The sequence below is a fragment of the Dyella marensis genome (genome assembly GCF_900112865.1).
Lineage (GTDB): Bacteria > Pseudomonadota > Gammaproteobacteria > Xanthomonadales > Rhodanobacteraceae > Dyella_D > Dyella_D marensis_A.
The window spans coordinates 262973-278959 of the sequence record NZ_FONH01000001.1 but is presented as its reverse complement, the minus strand read 5'-3'; the positions used below and the strand labels follow the sequence as shown (position 1 = coordinate 278959).

Sequence of the window (15987 nt, the reverse complement as noted above, 5' to 3'; positions counted from 1 at the left end):
CACGCCATTCTTTTCTTTGGAGCAGATCATGGATGTTTCGAGGTTTTCCAAGCAACGCGCACTGTGCCTGGCGATCGGCCTGCTGCTGGCCGGCGCCGCGCCGGCGGTACTGGCGCAGAACGCCGCGCCGTCGCCGAACGCCACCATCAACCTGATCCGCCTGATGGTGAAGAAGGGCCTGATCACCCAGGCCGACGCCGATGGCCTGATCGCCGAGGCGAACGCCGAAGCGACGCAGGCACAGAAGGCGCAGGCGAGCCAGTCGTCGCTCGCCGCCGCCAACGACGGCGCGCAACCCGGCGACGTGCGCGTGCCGTATGTGCCGCAGAGCGTACGCAACGAGATCCGCGAGCAGGTCAAGCAGGAAGTGATCGCGCAGGCGCGCAGCGAGCATTGGGCCCAGCCGGATGCACTGCCGGCATGGCTGGATCGCATCGCCTGGTCCGGCGACATCCGCGTGCGCGACGAGGGCCGTTATTTCAGCCGCGGCAATTCGCCTTACTTTATCGATTACGCCGCGCTCAACCGCGGCGGTCCGTTCGATGTCAACCAGATCGGCCGCGGCGTCAATCCGCCGATCGCCAACTCGCAGCAGAACCGCCCGAACATCCTGTCGATCCAGGCGCACCTGGGCGTGGACGTGAAGCTGGGCGACACCATCGCCGCGGGCATCCGCATCGGTTCGGGCAACGACAACAACCCGGTGTCGACCACCCAGGCGCTGGGCGGCGGCCTGTCGAAGAAGAACCTGTGGCTGGACCGCGCCTGGCTGCGCTGGCAACCGGTGGAGTGGGGCGCGCTCACCGCCGGCCGCTTTGCCAATCCGTTCTTCGTCACCGACCTGATCTACTCGCCGGAGCTGAATTTCGACGGCATCGTCGGGCAGGGACACTGGAAGCTGGCCAGCGATATCGACGGCTTCGTCAATGCCGGCGCGTTCCCGCTCCAGTACGCCGGCAACGACACTCCCTCGCAGGCCTTCGGCTACCAGAAGAACCGCAGCGACCAGAAGTGGTTGTCGGCGGTGCAGCTGGGTGCGCACTGGCAGATCGACGAAGACATGCGCTGGAGCGCCGCGCTGGCCTATTACTACTACGACAAGATGCGCGGCCGCCTGTCCGAGCCTTGCCCGATCTACACCGGCATCAATTTCTGCAGCACCGACGACGACGCGCCGCGGTACATGCAGAAGGGCAACTCGGTGTTCCTGCTGCGCAACATCGTGCCGGATCCCTCGTCGCTGGGTAACTACGCGCAGCCGCAGCTGGTGGGCCTGGCCTACGACTACCACCTGCTCAATCTCACCACGCAGTTCGATTTCGCCATGGGCAGTACGCCGGTGCGCGTGCAGGCCGATTACGTGCGCAACCTGGCCTATCACGCGAAGGATGCGTTCCAGCGCTATCCGGACGGCCTGGGCCAGCCTGTCAACAACTACCAGGCCAGCAGTTCGCCGAGCGAGTCCGGTCCGTACAAGAGCGGTCCGGTGGGCTGGCTGGTGCGCGGCATCCTGGGCAATCCCAGTCCGATGAAGGCGCACGACTGGAACCTGGCGTTCGGCTACAAGTACCTGCAGCCCGATGCGGTGCTCGATGGCCTGACCGATCCGAACTTCCACCTGGGCGGCACCAATGCCAAGGGCTTCATCGTCAGTGCCGACTACGGCATTGCCGAGCGCACCTGGCTGACCGCGCGTTATTTCAGTGCCAAGCAGGTGTTCGGGCCGCCGCTGTCGATCGACGTGGTGCAGCTCGAGATCAACAGCAAGTTCTGAAGGAGGCGACGATGAAGACCGTGATACGTACGGGTGTCGCCATGGCGGCGTTGGTGCTGGCCCAGGGCGCGTTCGGGCAGAGTCTGGAAGAACAGCTGCGCATGCAGCTGCGCGATGCACGCGGCCAGCTGCAGGAACTGCAGGGGCAGCAGGCCTCCTGGCAGACGCAGAAGGCCGGCATCGAGGGCGAGCGCGACCAGGCACGCAAGGCGCTGGAGCAGGCGCAGGCCGAGCTGGCGCGCCTGCGTGCCGCGGGCGGCGACGGCAAGGCGGTGGCCGCCGAGCGCGGTGCGCGGCAACAGGCCGAGGCGGCCTTGCAGCAGGCGCGCAAGGACAACGCCGACGCGACGGCGAAGCTGAAGGAGCAGCAGGGCCGCGACGGTGCGGCCCAGGCGCAACTGGACGAGGCAAGGCAGGCGCTGGGCACCTGCAGTGCACGCAACCAGAAGTTGTATGAGGTGGGGCAGGAGATTCTCGACGCCTATGTGCATATCGACATGGGCTCGGTGATCGGGGCACGCCAGCCGTTCGCCGCGTCGGCGCGGGTGAAGCTGGAGAACGCGGCGCAGGCGTATGGCGATCGCCTGTATGAGCAACGCTACGTCGCGCCGGCAGGGCGGCAGCCGTGAATGCCCGGGCAGCCCGCATGCTGGTCGCGTGGGGTTGCCTGGTGGCATCGGATGCGTGGGCGCAGCAGGAGAGTTGCGTCGATGTAAGTGTCAACCAGCATGCGGTGCTGACATACGACTGTCTCAGCCGGCAATTGAGCGGCGACGGAAAGAAGCCAGCGGGTCCGCCGCCACCGATGCTCGACGCAGTAGTTGGCGAGCCGTCCAATCGGCAGGCGGGGCAATACAACGCGGCGGCGCTGGAACATCGCATGGGCTCCAACCTGGGCCATGGCGTGTTGCCGCAGCGGCCCGCGCCGACGTATCCGCGCTTGCTGCCGCCGGGGGCGGTCAATGGCCACTGACGTGACGATACGTAGCAATCCAGCCGGCCATATGAAGTTTCCATGACACCAGTTCAGTCCTTCAGCTCCGTGAAGGTCTAACCGGAAGAGCCGCGGCCGCGCGCCGTGCGACAAAGCTAACGAGGCAAACGCGTGATCAAGGCGGTCGATTCGGCGAAGGCAGGCGGCATCTCTCCACGCAGCGTCCCCGGACGCCGCCCGCTGGCGCAATGGATCGCCGCGGCGCTGGCGATGGGTGCGGCGATGCAGGCGCATGCGGGCAATCCGCCCGTGCTGAGCCAGGCCTGGCTCGCCGCGCAGCGGGCGGGACAGGCAGGTGCGCCGACCGGCAACGCGCCGGCGCCGGTGCCGAACAATCTTTCCGTGCAGAACGCGCCGCAGCTGTTGCAGCAGCGTGTGGTGCAGCAGTCCATCGCCCATCTCAACCAGGCCGCGCAGGCGGTGGCCGCGCAGCTGAGCGCGCAACAGGCCGCGCAGCAGGCCGCGCAACAGGCCGCGCAACAGCTGGTGTCGCCGGTGCCGGACGGCATCGCCGCGGGCGGCCTGCAGGTCGCCGCCGACGTGGTGCGCAATCCCGCGCTGTGGCAGAACGCCAATGCGCCGGTGCAGACGGCCGCCGCCGGCAAGACCACGGTGGAAGTGAAGCAGACCTCGTCCAAGGCCATCCTCACCTGGGACAGCTTCAACGTCGGCCGCAACACCACGCTGTATTTCAACCAGAGCGGCGGCAACCAGTCCAACGGCAACAACGACTGGATTGCGCTCAACCGCATCCAGGATCCCAGCGGCGCGCCCAGCCAGATCCTGGGCCGGATCAAGGCCGAGGGCTCGGTCTACCTGCTCAACCGCAACGGCATCCTGTTCGGCGCGGGCAGCCAGGTGAATACGCATTCGCTGCTGGCCAGTTCGCTGAGCCTGTTCAGCAGCGATGTCGCGACCGGCAACGCGCGTTTCCTCAACGGCGGCATCTCCGACCTCGCCTCGTCCACCGGTTTCCTGGTCGGCGGCGTGTTTACCGATGGCCGTGCGCACGACGTGGTGATCGAGCGGGGCGCGAACATCACCACCGGCAAGCAGGGCTTCGCCCTGGTGGCCGCGCCGCACGTGTCGAACGCTGGCACGATCGTGGCCGACGACGGGCAGGCGATCCTGGCCGGCGGCACGGCCTTCTACAACCCGGCCGGCGCCGATGGCGGCAGCGCGCTGCAGGTTGCCGGCTTGAACGACGGTTCGGGAGCGGGCGGCCCTGCCGGCAGCGTGCTCAACACCGGCCTGGTGCAGGCGCGCCGCGGCAGCGTGCACATGCTCGGCCACGACGTGACGCAGGCCGGCGTGGCGCTGGCGTCGACCAGCGTCGCCTATCCCGGCAGCATCGAACTGAACGCGCGCGACCAGGCCAATGGTACCGGCGGCAATCCGTCCTTCACCCGCGGCGGTGCCTTGGTGCTGGCGCCGGGCTCAGTCACCGCGGTGCTGCCGGAGAAGGACGGCGCGACCACTTCGTCGAGCGCGGCGGCCGACGCCGCATTCAAGGGCAGCGCGCTGTCGCTGGACGGCGCCACGGTCAACCTGCAGTCCGGCTCGCTGCTGGAGGCGCCGGGTGCCGCGGTGGGCATCGCGGCGCATGCCTATACGGGCGACGTCTCGCCGACCGCCGGCCGCGTCTACGTGGACAACGGCGCGATCATCGACGTCTCCGGCCTGGCCAACGTGGTGCTGCCGATGTCGGCGCTGCTGGTCAACGTATCGCGCATCGGCCAGAACGAACTGGCCAACTCGCCGTTGCTGCGCAACGGCTTCCTGTACACGCAGAAGAACGTGCTGGTCGACAGCACGCAGAGCGGCACGCGCGCTGACGGCCTGGATTGGGTGGGCAGCCCTATCCTCAATGTCGCCGGCTACGTCGACAACGTGCCGCGCACCGTCGACCAGCTGATGACCAAGGGCGGCAACGTGTCCTTGTACGGCAGTGAGGTGATCCTGCGCTCCGGTTCGCAGCTCGATCTCAATGGCGGTTTCCTGGCGTATCAGGCCGGCTGGATCGAAACGCCCAACCTGCTCGGTGCCAACGGCCGCGTGTACGACATCGCCGCCGCCGATCCGGACATGACCTACGTCGGCTTCGCCGGCCAGTACACGCAGGACCATGTGCGCTGGGGCATCAGCCAGACCTACAACAACGGCATGCTGGCCGGCTCGCGCCGCTGGGATCCGGGTTTCATCGCCGGCGGCAATGCCGGCACGCTGGACGTGCAGGCCTCGCACGCCCTGGTGCTAGATGGCGAGGTGAGCGCGCAGGCCTATGCCGGCCGCAACCAGGTTGAGCAGGGCAGGCAGCCCACCGGCGGCAGCTTCGATTTCGAATTGCCGGCCGCGGCGGCGACCGACCTGCGCTTCACTTACACGCCGGGCCTGCTGTTGCAGCAGTCCGCCCTGATGCTGGACAAGCTGGCGCCCGCGTTCGATGCGGATACCGCATGGGACGCGGCGCTCGCCGCGCAACCGTCCGACGTCGGCCACGACGCCAACCTGCAATGGTGGTTGCCGATCTCGACCGGCATGCTCAGCGACGGCGGCTTCGCCACGGTGAAGCTGTCCACCGGCGACCGCAGCACGCAGATCCTGCAGCAGGCCGGCAGCACGCTTGCGGTGCAGCCGGGCGGCAGCGTCATCTTGAGCGCCAGCCGCGTCACCGTGCTCGGCGAGATCAGCGCGCCGGCCGGTTCGATCGACCTGGTCTCGGTCGGCCCCGGCGTGGTCACGCCGGCAATGCAGGCGAACGACGGCAGCACGCTGCGTCCGGACATCACCGTCGGCAACGGCGCCGCGCTCAGCACGCGCGGCCTGTGGGTGAACGACGGCGGCCTGGCCGCCGACCAGCGCACGGGCGATCGCTACATCAACGGCGGCAGTATCAGCCTCGCCGCCAGCATCGCTCACGACGCCGCCAATCAGGACTTGTCCGGTTCCGTGCTGCTGCAGGCAGGCAGCACGCTGGATGTCTCCGGCGGCGGCTACGTCCAGCCCGACAGGCAGGTGCTGATGGCGAACGGCGTGCCGGCAGGCCACGGCGGCGACATCAGCCTGGTCACCTACGGCAACGCCAGCACGCAGGAGCAGCAGCCGGACCGGCTCGATGGCGGCCGGCTTGGCCTCGACGGCAAGCTGCTGGGCTATGGTTTCAGCGGCGGCGGCACGCTGTCGCTGCAGGCGAACTACATCCAGGTCGGCGGCGATCGCGCGGCCATGCCGCTGGCCAATGGCCTGTACCTCGATCCCGGCTTCTTCGCCGGCCAGGGCTTCGACCGCTACAAGCTCACCGCCATCACCGATGGCATCGTCGCGCCGGGCACGCAGGTGCGCGTCGCGCGCGACAACTTCCTGCCGGACTATCAGGCGCTGCTGCTCGCGCCGACCGGCGCGGACCTGTATGCGGCCGACGCGGCGCATCCCGCGGGCGTCTATGCCACGGTGGGCGCGCTCGATCCCTATCATCGCTATGTCACGCGCACCACCGGCGCCGGCCCGGGCTTCTCGCTCAGCGCCGGCCAGTACCTGGATTGGTCGATCGATCCGCAGAACCCGTCGAAGGGCGCGCCGCAATACGCCGGCGTGAGCGGTGCGGTGCGCGTCGGCGAAGGCGCCGGCATTGCAGTGGACGCCGGCGGCAGCATCGCCTTGGCCGGTACGCAGGCCGCCACCGTGCTGGGTGCGCTCACCGCGCATGGCGGCAGCATCGATGTCTCCACTAATGCGCTGACGCGTCCTTCAGGCCTGCCGCCGCTGACTGCGCGTGTATGGCTGGGCGACGCGGCCGTGCTGGATGCATCCGGCACGGTCCTGCTCGATCCATGGGCCGCTGCGGTGGCCGGTCCGGACGGTACGCCGCAGGTGCCGCGCACCGGTGTCGCGCTGGACGGCGGCAGCGTCACGCTGAAGGGGCGCGGCGGCTATGTGGTGGCGGCGCAGGGCAGCCGCATCGACGTCTCCGGCGTGGCGGACCGCTTCGACCTGCCGACCCGCCATCCGGCCGGGCTGGGCCAGGCTATCGCCTACCTGGGCACGCCGGTGTGGAGCGATGCGGGCAACGTTACGCTCGCCGCCGCGGCGGGCCTGTACTTCGATGGACAATTGCAGGCCGACGGCGGCGCGACGCAAGCCGAAGGCGGCACGCTCACCTTGCTCGGCCTCGGCCGTCTCTCCGGGCAGCCGGGCGCGCCGCAGGCCAGCGGCGTGCTGATCCAGCAGTCGGGCCTGTTGCTGCCGCAGGGCGCGCTGGCCGATGGCGCGATCGACAGCGCAGCGCCTGCGGGCGTGCTGCGTTTCGCGGTGGACCGGCTCGCCGGTTCGGGCATCGCCACGCTGGCGATCGGCCCCGATCCGTCGCAGAACGGTACCTCCGATCTCCCGCTCGCCGTGCCGCTGGGTTTCGCCGGTGACGTGAACCTGTCGCTGGGACGCGCCTTCATCGCCGATACGCCGGCGATCCAGGCCTTGCCCGCGGGCGCTACGAGTATGTCCGCAGTTGCCCATGGCTATGCCGGCGGCAACGGCCAGGTCAGCATCGAGGCGCCGTATGTCAACCTCACCGGCGGCGTGGTGCCGACGGCAGCGCCGGTTGCGCTGGCGGGCGACGGCAAGCTGTCGGTGCAGGCGGATTTCATCGACATCGGCGGCCGGCTGAATCTGCAGCGCTGGGCGCAAACGGATTTCGAATCCAGCGGCGATGTGCGTTTCCAGGCGCCCGCACTGCTCGCCTATGCCAACGGCAAGCCGCGGCCCGGTCTGCTGTTCAGCACCGGCAACCTGCAGTTCAAGGCGGCCGAGCTTTATCCCGGCACGGACTACCGCTTCGCCATCGTGGCCAACGGCGCGGGCCTGACGGACGCCAACGGCAACGCGATCGACACCACGCTGAGCATCCTGCCCAACGGCAAGGGCAATACACCGTTGTCGGCGGGCGGCACGCTGCTGCTCAGCGCCAACCACATCGAACAGCAGGGCACGCTGCGCGCGCCGTCCGGCAGCCTGATCCTGGGCGTGACCGATGCGACCGCGCAGGCGACGGCGCTCGGCGCCGATCCGAAACTGTTCCCGCTGGTCGCCACGCAGTCGGTGCACCTGGCGCCGGGCAGCCTTACCTCGGTATCGCTCGATGGCATTACCGTGCCCTACGGCAGCACCATCGACGGCGTGCAGTGGCGCTACAGCGCCGACCTCACCACCGACACGCCGGATCTCACCGCGCCGCCGGCGAAGCAGATCATGCTCAACGGTTCCGATCTCGCACTCGATGCCGGCGCGGGCATCGATCTTTCCGGCGGCGGCCATCTGCAGGCCTCCGAGTGGGTGGCCGGCACCGGCGGTACGCGCGACGTGCTGGCGCAGTACGGCACCAGCTACCAGAACGGCACCTCCGGCACGCAGGTCCCGCAGTACGCGGACGGCCGCGCGATCTACGCGATCCTGCCGGGCTACAGCGCGCCGGTGGCCGCGTACGACGCAGCCTTCGCCAAGCAGGGCGGCGCCGGCCCGGCGGTGGGACAGACGGTGTACCTGTCCGGTGCGCCCGGCCTGCCGGCGGGTTACTACACGCTGCTGCCGGCGCGCTACGCGACGCTGCCGGGCGCCTACCGCGTGGTGCAGGACACCGGCGCGCGCGACAGCGTGCTGGGCGCGAACGCGACGCAGGCGGATGGCACGCTGGCGATCAGCGGTTACTTCGCCGATGCGCTGAGCGGCGCGCGCGATGCGCGCAACACCACCTTCCTGGTGCAGTCGGACCAGGTATGGCAGCAGTACTCGCAGTACAACCGCAGCGATGCGGATAGCTTCTTCGCCAACCTGGCGAACAAGGCCGGCAAGGTCGCGCCGGCCGTGGCGGCGGATGCCGGGCGGCTGACGCTGGCGGCGACGCGCACGCTCGACCTCGGCGCCTCGCTTACCGCGGCGCCGGCCAAGGGCGGCCGCGGCTCGCAGGTGGATATCGCGGCGCAGGCGATCCAGGTCGTCGGCGCCGGCACCGCCGCGCGCGATGGCTATCTCACGCTTTCGGCCGATGGCCTGAGCACGCTGGGCGCCGGCAGCCTGCTGCTGGGCGGCACGCGCCAGACCGGCGGCGACGGCGATCGCGTCACGGCGGTGGCGGACAGCGTGGTGCTGTCCAACGATGCGGCGCATCCGCTGCAAGGTGCGGAAATCCTGCTGGTCGCCAACGGCGGCGCCAAGACCGGCGCGCAGGGCGTGCTGCTCGATTCCGGCAGCGTGCTGCGTGCGACCGGACCGGCCAGCGGCGCGGGCAGCCTGCCGCTGGTGTTCGGCGCGGTCGCGGGCACCGATGCCAATGGCCAGCCGATCGCGGCGGTGAGCGGCGACGGCGCGCTGCTGCGCGTATCGCAGAACGGTACGGCGAACATCGTACGCAACAGCGTGTCCAGCCACCCCGGCGGCGCGCTGACGATCGCCGCGGGCGCGCGCATCGACGGCGGTGCGGCGCTTACCCTCGACGCCACAGGCAACACCTCGATCGATGCGTCCGCGGCCTTGTCGGCACAGGCGATCGATGCCAACAGCAACCTCATCACCTTCCTCGGCAACGGCGCCATCGCGCCGGCCGGCGCCAGCGGTTTTGTCATCGGCAGCGACACGCTGAATCTGCTGCGCGGCGCGCAGAGCGTGACGCTGCGCAGCCGCGGCGACATGAACTTCCTCGGCGCGGTGCGCATCGACCTGGCGCACGATCTCAACCTCAGTGCCGGCGCTTTCGCCAGCGACGGCGGCACGGTCGACATCGAAGCCGGCAGGCTCGGTCTCTCCAACGACCTCGGCGCGGCCAACGGCGTATTCACCGCCGGCGGCGGCCAGTTCGTGGCGCATGCTAACGAAGTCGATTTCGGCGCCGGCAACACCGGCCTGCGCGGCTTCGGCGGTTTCTCCGCCAGCGCGACCCAGGGCATGCAGGGGCAGGGCACGGGGCGCTTCGACTTCGGCAGCCTCGACGTCAACCTCAGCACGCCATGGCTGCTTGCCGGCGACGGCGCGGATACCACCCTGGCCACCACCGGCGCCTTGCGCGTCGGCGGCACGGCCGCGGCGATGCCGGCCGGGCACATGGGCGGTGCGCTGAGCCTGAGCGGCGGCAGCGTATCGATCGGCACTACGATCGCGGCGCCCGCGGGCAAGCTCGACGTGCATGCCACCCGCGGCGACCTGGCCATCGGCGATGGCGCGCTGCTGACCGTCGGCGGTATCAACAAGACCTTCTTCGACACCACCACCTACGCGTCCGGCGGCACGCTCACGCTGCTGGCCGAGCATGGCGGCATCAGCCTTGCGCAGGGCGCCACGCTCGATTTCTCCGGTGCGGCGGGCGGCGGCGATGCCGGCAGCCTGGATGCCGAGGCGGGTGCGTCGCTTGCGCTGGCCGGCACCCTGCGCGGCCAGGCCGTCGGCGGATATCGCGGCGGCTATCTCACCCTGGGCAGCGGCACCGCGATGGATCTGGATGCGGCGGCGCGGATGGCGGCGTCCGCCGGCGCTACTGGGCTGTTCCAGCTCACGACCGGTGCTGGCGACCTGCACCTGTCGAGCGGCAGCACGCTGCGCGCGCAGAAGGTATTCCTCACCGCTGCCGCCGGCACCGTGGCGATCGACGGCAGCGTCGATGCCTCCGCGCCTTCGGGCAGCCGCATCGAGCTGTATGGCGAGCGCGGCGTCGACGTGACGGGCAGCCTGATCGCCACCAGCAGCATCGCCGCCCAGCGCGGCGGCGACGTGGCGATCGGCACCGGCGGCACCGGCGACGGCACGCTCAACGGCCAGTACGGCTACCAGAACGTGCAGTACGCCGACTCGGGCTATATCCACCTGGGCCCGCAGGCGCGCATCGACGTATCCGGCGGTTCGTCCGCTGCGTTCTCCGGCGGTTCGGTCAGCCTGCGCGCGCCGCTGCTCGCCAACGGCGACGTGCGCATCGCGGTCGACGGCGGCGGCGCGGGCATCGAGGGTGCGCGCGTGGTGACGCTGGAGCCGTATGCGCGCTGGAGCACCAAGGATGCTGCCACCGATCCGTCCAGGCACTTCGACGGCCTGATCGATCCGGCCGGCTGGTACGCGACGAACACCGGCGGCGGTACGCCGGCCCTGGTCGACGGCACCTGGACCGATGCCAGCGGCAAGATCCTGCCGCCGCCGGCGGACGCCGCGCAGCTCAAGCAATACCTGCAGAACAACTACTTCGCGCCGAAGCAGGCCAATGCCGACCATGCCGGCTTCTACGGCTACATCGGCGGCGACGCGAGCAAGGGCGCGGGTACGCTGATGCGCTACGTGCAGCAGCCGGGCTATGCGTTCGGCGATCGCTACGCCGGCATCGCCAACCTGCAGTTGCGTCCCGGCATCGAGCTGGTCAATCCGGCCGACGGCACGCGCAGCGGCGACATCGCGGTGTTGACCAACTGGAACCTCGCCGCCGGCACCACGCAGCCGGACGGCAGCATCGCGCTGGCCTACCGCTATCAGGGCATGGCGCCGATGCTGACCGTACGCGCCGCGGGCGACCTGGATATCCAGGCCAGCATCACCGACGGCTTCTACCAGCAGAACAACGGCGCCACGCTGGCCGATCCGCCGGTGCCGCCCCCGCCGGTGTCCGACAATGGCTATGCCGACGCGCTGGCCGCGTACAACGTCTCGCAGCAGTACCTGGATGCGAACGGCCTGTGGACCGGCACGATCAAGCTGCGCGACGGCGCGGCGGCGCAGGGCTACACGCCCGGCGGCGGTACCGTCAGCATTGCCGGCGATCCGTACTACCAGGCGCTGCAGGCGCCGCTGACCGGCCAGACCGCCAACTACTACACCAACTACGAGGCCTACGTCGGCCAGGTCGGCAATGGCAGCGACACCACGTCGTGGGCCTATGCGTACAACCGCTTCCAGGGGCCGACGGCGAAGGGTTTCTACGTCTACAACCCGACCACGCTGGTGGCGCCGGATCCGGCGGCGTACAGCGCCTATGCGGACTACGCCACCGCCTACCAGGCCTGGCTGTCGGCCAACTTCGCCACCAACCCGGTAGCCAAGCGGCTCAACACGCCATCGCCGCTGCTGCTGCCGGTGGACAGCGACTACAGCAAGTACACCGCCGACTATGCGGTCTACATCAACGGCCACGACCTGTATTTCAACTACGTGGCCAACAAGGTCGGCAACTACATCGCCGGCAGCCAGCTGTTCTACGCGCCGTTCGCGCCCAAGTCCGATCCCGCCGATCCGGCCTATGCGAAGGCGCTGGCGGACTACCAGGTCTCGCAGCAGTACCTGGATGCGAACGGCCTGTGGAACGGCACGGTCAAGTTGCGCGACGGCGCGGCGGCGCAGGGCTACACGCCCGGCGGCGGCACCGTCAGCATCGCCAGCGATCCGTACTACCAGGCGCTGCAGGCGCCGCTGGCGGGACAGTCGAGCGATTACTACGCCAACTACGAGTCCTATATCGGCCAGGTCGGCAATGGCAGCGATACGACGTCCTGGGCCTATGCGTACAACCGGTTCCAGGGGCCGACGGCGAAGGGTTTCTACGTCTACAACCCGACCACGCTGGTGGCGCCGAACCCGGCGGCGTACAGCGCCTACGCGGACTATGCGACCGCCTACCAGGCGTGGCTGTCCGCCAACTTCGCCACCAACCCGGTGGCCAAGCGGCTCAACACGCCGTCGCCGCTGCTGCTGCCGGTGGACAGCGACTACAGCAAGTACACCGCCGACTACGCGGTCTACGTCAACGGCCACGACCTCTATTTCAACTACGTGGCCAACAAGGTCGGCAACTACATCGCCGGCAGCCAGCTGTTCTATGCGCCGTTCGCGCCCAAGTCCGACCCGAAGTCCTCGGGCGACCCGACCAAGGTACCGGTGCCCGCCAGCGCGGCCAACAACAGTCCGTCCAACATGCCCTCATTGGGCAGCCCGGCCTCGCTGGCCTCGGCGACGCTGCTGGGCGGTTCCAGCAGCTCGTACCGGCTGGTGGCGGGCGCGCAGGTGGATGCCGTCGATCCGCTCACCACCGTGGCCGGCGCGGGCGATGTGAATCTCGACAACCACTTCGCGGTGGTCGATACGCTTACGCCCGACACGCCGAAAGGACAGCAAAGCGCCACCAACGGCAAGGCCGTGCTGCTGCCCACCGCCGTGCGCACCGGCAGCGGTTCGATCGACATCGCCAGCGGCGGCGACCTGAACTGGCTGGACACGGCCGCGCCCGCAGTGATCTACACGGCCGGCGCGCCGGCCCAGGGAACCGGCACGGACACCCGCGTGTCGGTGATCCGGCCGAACTGGATCTCTTCGCTCGCCAACATGCCGACCATGCTCAGCACCGGGCAGGTGAATCCCGAGCATGCCGGCGACCTGAGCCTCGACGCGCGTGGCGACATCAACGCCATCCAGCAGGTGGTGGATGCGGACGGCTCGGCCACCAAGGCCGCCGGCACCGACGTCTCGCAGTACTGGTGGCCGTGGATGCAGACGGCCAATGCGGCGGACGGCTCGGCTTCGTCGATCAACTTCGCCAACTTCGGCCAGGGCGTGATGAGCGCCGGCGGCAACGTGGCGGTGACGGCGGGCGGCGACATCCGCCAGCTGTCGGTCTCGCTGCCGACCACCTGGAAGGCCGATCCGGATGGCCAGGGCGTGACGACCTACGGCGGTGGCCATCTGGATGTGCGCGCCGGCGGCGACATCCTCAGCGGCAGCTACTTCGTCGCCAAGGGCCAGGGCAGCATCGAGGCGGGCGGGGCGATCGGCGCCGACTTCGGATTCACGGCAGCGTCTTCCAGCGGCCCGTATGCCGGCCTGTCCACGCCGGTATCGACGCTGTTCGCCCTGCAGGACGCGCAGCTCGACGTGCGTGCACGCGCCGGCGCGGACATCGGCGGCGTCTACAACCCTTCCTATGTGCTGGCCGATGCGAGCAGCGGCTCCGACATTGCCAGCGTCCTGCCGGCCGGACGCACCGATGCGCAGGGCTACAGCGCTGCCTCGTCGTTCCAGGCGGTCTCGGTCGCCGGCAACGTGGTGTTCGACAGCCTGAGCCTGCCTGGCGTGCTGTTCGACTACGGCGCCGCCGACGCGGTCAGGAACCCCGGTGCGATCCTGCCTGCCACGCTGGGCCTGAGCGCGCTGGGCGGCAATATCGATGTCCGCGGCGCCGGCGCGCTGTTTCCGTCGGCGCAGGGCAACCTGAGCCTGCTGGTCGATCAGAATCTGTCGCTGAGCCAGCAGGTCTACACCATGCAGCTGCTCACCGGCGAAAACAGCTCCGGCTTCGGCCTGATCGACGGGCCGGCCAGCCTGCTGCCGTCGCCGCTGCATCCGCAGGGCGACAGCGGAAGCTTCGGCGCGCTGTGGGGCATGGGCTACATCGACAGCCTGGACAGTCCCTACAACGTGCTGCTGCATGCCATGGTTCCGCTGCACGGCAACGACACCCAGCCGGTGCGCCTGTATGCGCTGCATGGCGACATCGTCGACGGCGTGACCGCGGCCTCCGGATTTCCCTATCGCTCGGTCCAGCTGACGCCGGCCAAGCCGGCGCTGATCCGCGCCGGCCGCGACATCGTGAATCTGGCGCTGATCGGCCAGCACACGCACGATGCGGATGTCACCCTGGTCGCCGCCGGCCGCGACATCTACGACATGCCGGTCAGCAAGACCTTCCGCCCGCGGGCGGACGATCCGGGCGCCTACCAGCTCGCGCCCGCGTTGCTGCTGGGCGGTCCCGGCAGTCTGCTGGTCGAGGCGGGACGCCATGTGGGTCCCTTGACCAACCAGAGTGAGCTGGCCGGCAACACCACGATCCGCGGCAATGGCGAAACCGGCATCGAGGCGATCGGCAACCGCTTCAATCCCTATCTTCCGCATGCCGGCGCCGACGTCGGCGTGCTGTTCGGCATCGCGCCGGGCATGGACACCGCCGACTTCATGGCGCGCTATGTGGATGCCACTGCCGATGGTGTCGACAGCCTGATGCCGGAGCTGGTGGACTTCATGCAGCGCCGCGTCGCCGGCCGCGTGGTGGACACCGGCTATGCGCAGGACAAGCTCACCGTGCAGTTGACGCCGCAGGATGCGCGTCGCCTGTTCGCACAGGAGCCGGACTACGTGCAGCGGCAGTTCGTGTCCGAGGCGCTGTTCGCCATCCTCGCCAAGGTCGGTGCCGACTACAACGACAAGAGCAGTCCTTACTTCAGCCAGTACGCCCGCGGCTATGCCGCGATCGACACGCTGTTCCCGGCGGGCCTGGGCTATACCGCGAACGGCTCGGGCCAGGGCGGCCTCAACGGCGCGCAGCACACTGTCGATACCGGCGACCTGGACCTGCGCAGCACCACCATCCAGACCCAGCAGGGCGGCGACATCACCGTGCTTGGCCCGGGTGGCCAGGCCCTGCTCGGCAGCGCGTCGGCGCCGCCGGTGATCACGGACAGCAGCGGCAAGGTGCAGGCCGGTCCCAACACCATGGGCGTGCTGACCCTGGAGCAGGGCGACATCCGCATGTTCACCGACCGCAGCGTGCTGCTGGCGCAGAGCCGCGTGTTCACCGAGCAAGGCGGCGACCTGGTGCTGTGGAGTTCCAACGGCGACATCAACGCGGGCCAGGGTGCCAAGACCACGGCGGAGATTCCGCCGCCGACCTACCTGTGCACGATCGACGCCTGGTGCCGCCTCGATGCGCGCGGCCAGGTCAGCGGCGCCGGCATCGCCACGCTGCAGACCGTGCCGGGTGCGCCGGAAGGCAGCGTGTACCTGGTGGCGCCGCGCGGCACGGTGGATGCGGGCGACGCCGGCATCCGCGTGTCGGGCAACCTGATCGTGGCGGCGGCACGGGTCGTCAACGCCGACAACATCCAGGTGCAGGGCGAGAAGACCGGTGTACCGGTGGCGCAGTCGGTCAACGTCGGCGCGCTCAACGCGGCGAACGCCGCGGCCGGCGCGGTGAGCAAGGCCGCCGAGGACATGGCGAAACAACAGCAGGACGATGCGCGCAGCAAGCTGCCTTCGGTGATCTCGGTGCAGGTGCTGGGCTACGGCGATGGCAGCGCCAGTCTCGGCAACGGCGGCGCGTCGCGCAGCTACGATCCGGGCAGCCCGGTACAGGTGCTGGGCGGCGGCATGCTCAGTTCGCGGGCCAGGCAGCAGCTGACGCCGGAAGAGCGCAGGCGGCTGGCCGAATAAATCG

Annotated in this window: 4 protein-coding genes; all 4 read left to right on the top strand. The window is 69.4% G+C overall.

Annotated elements, in window-relative coordinates; translation table 11 throughout:
- The first annotated feature begins 28 nt into the window (after positions 1–28).
- The 4 genes from BM172_RS01075 (at position 29) to BM172_RS01065 (ending at position 15983) form a co-directional block, all read left to right on the top strand.
- On the top strand, positions 29–1774 hold the full coding sequence (locus tag BM172_RS01075; protein WP_026634254.1) for a putative porin: 1746 nt from the start codon (positions 29–31) through the stop codon (positions 1772–1774).
- Positions 1775–1785: 11 nt separating this feature from the next.
- On the top strand, positions 1786–2403 hold the full coding sequence (locus BM172_RS01070; RefSeq protein ID WP_051548445.1) for a hypothetical protein: 618 nt from the start codon (positions 1786–1788) through the stop codon (positions 2401–2403).
- Positions 2400–2747, top strand: a complete 348-nt coding sequence (locus BM172_RS21975) for a hypothetical protein (protein ID WP_143096417.1) — start codon at positions 2400–2402, stop codon at positions 2745–2747. The genes BM172_RS01070 and BM172_RS21975 overlap by 4 nt, the downstream gene beginning before the upstream one ends.
- Before the next feature lie 132 nt (positions 2748–2879).
- Positions 2880–15983, top strand: a complete 13104-nt coding sequence (locus BM172_RS01065; RefSeq protein ID WP_051548444.1) for a filamentous haemagglutinin family protein — start codon at positions 2880–2882, stop codon at positions 15981–15983.
- The last annotated feature ends 4 nt before the right edge of the window (positions 15984–15987 follow it).

Excerpts from the sequence above, each read along its gene's own strand:
- BM172_RS01070 (WP_051548445.1), top strand. The coding sequence starts at position 1,786 with ATGAAGACCGTGATACGTACGGGTGTCGCCATGGCGGCGTTGGTGCTG.
- BM172_RS01075 (WP_026634254.1), top strand. The coding sequence starts at position 29 with ATGGATGTTTCGAGGTTTTCCAAGCAACGCGCACTGTGCCTGGCGATC.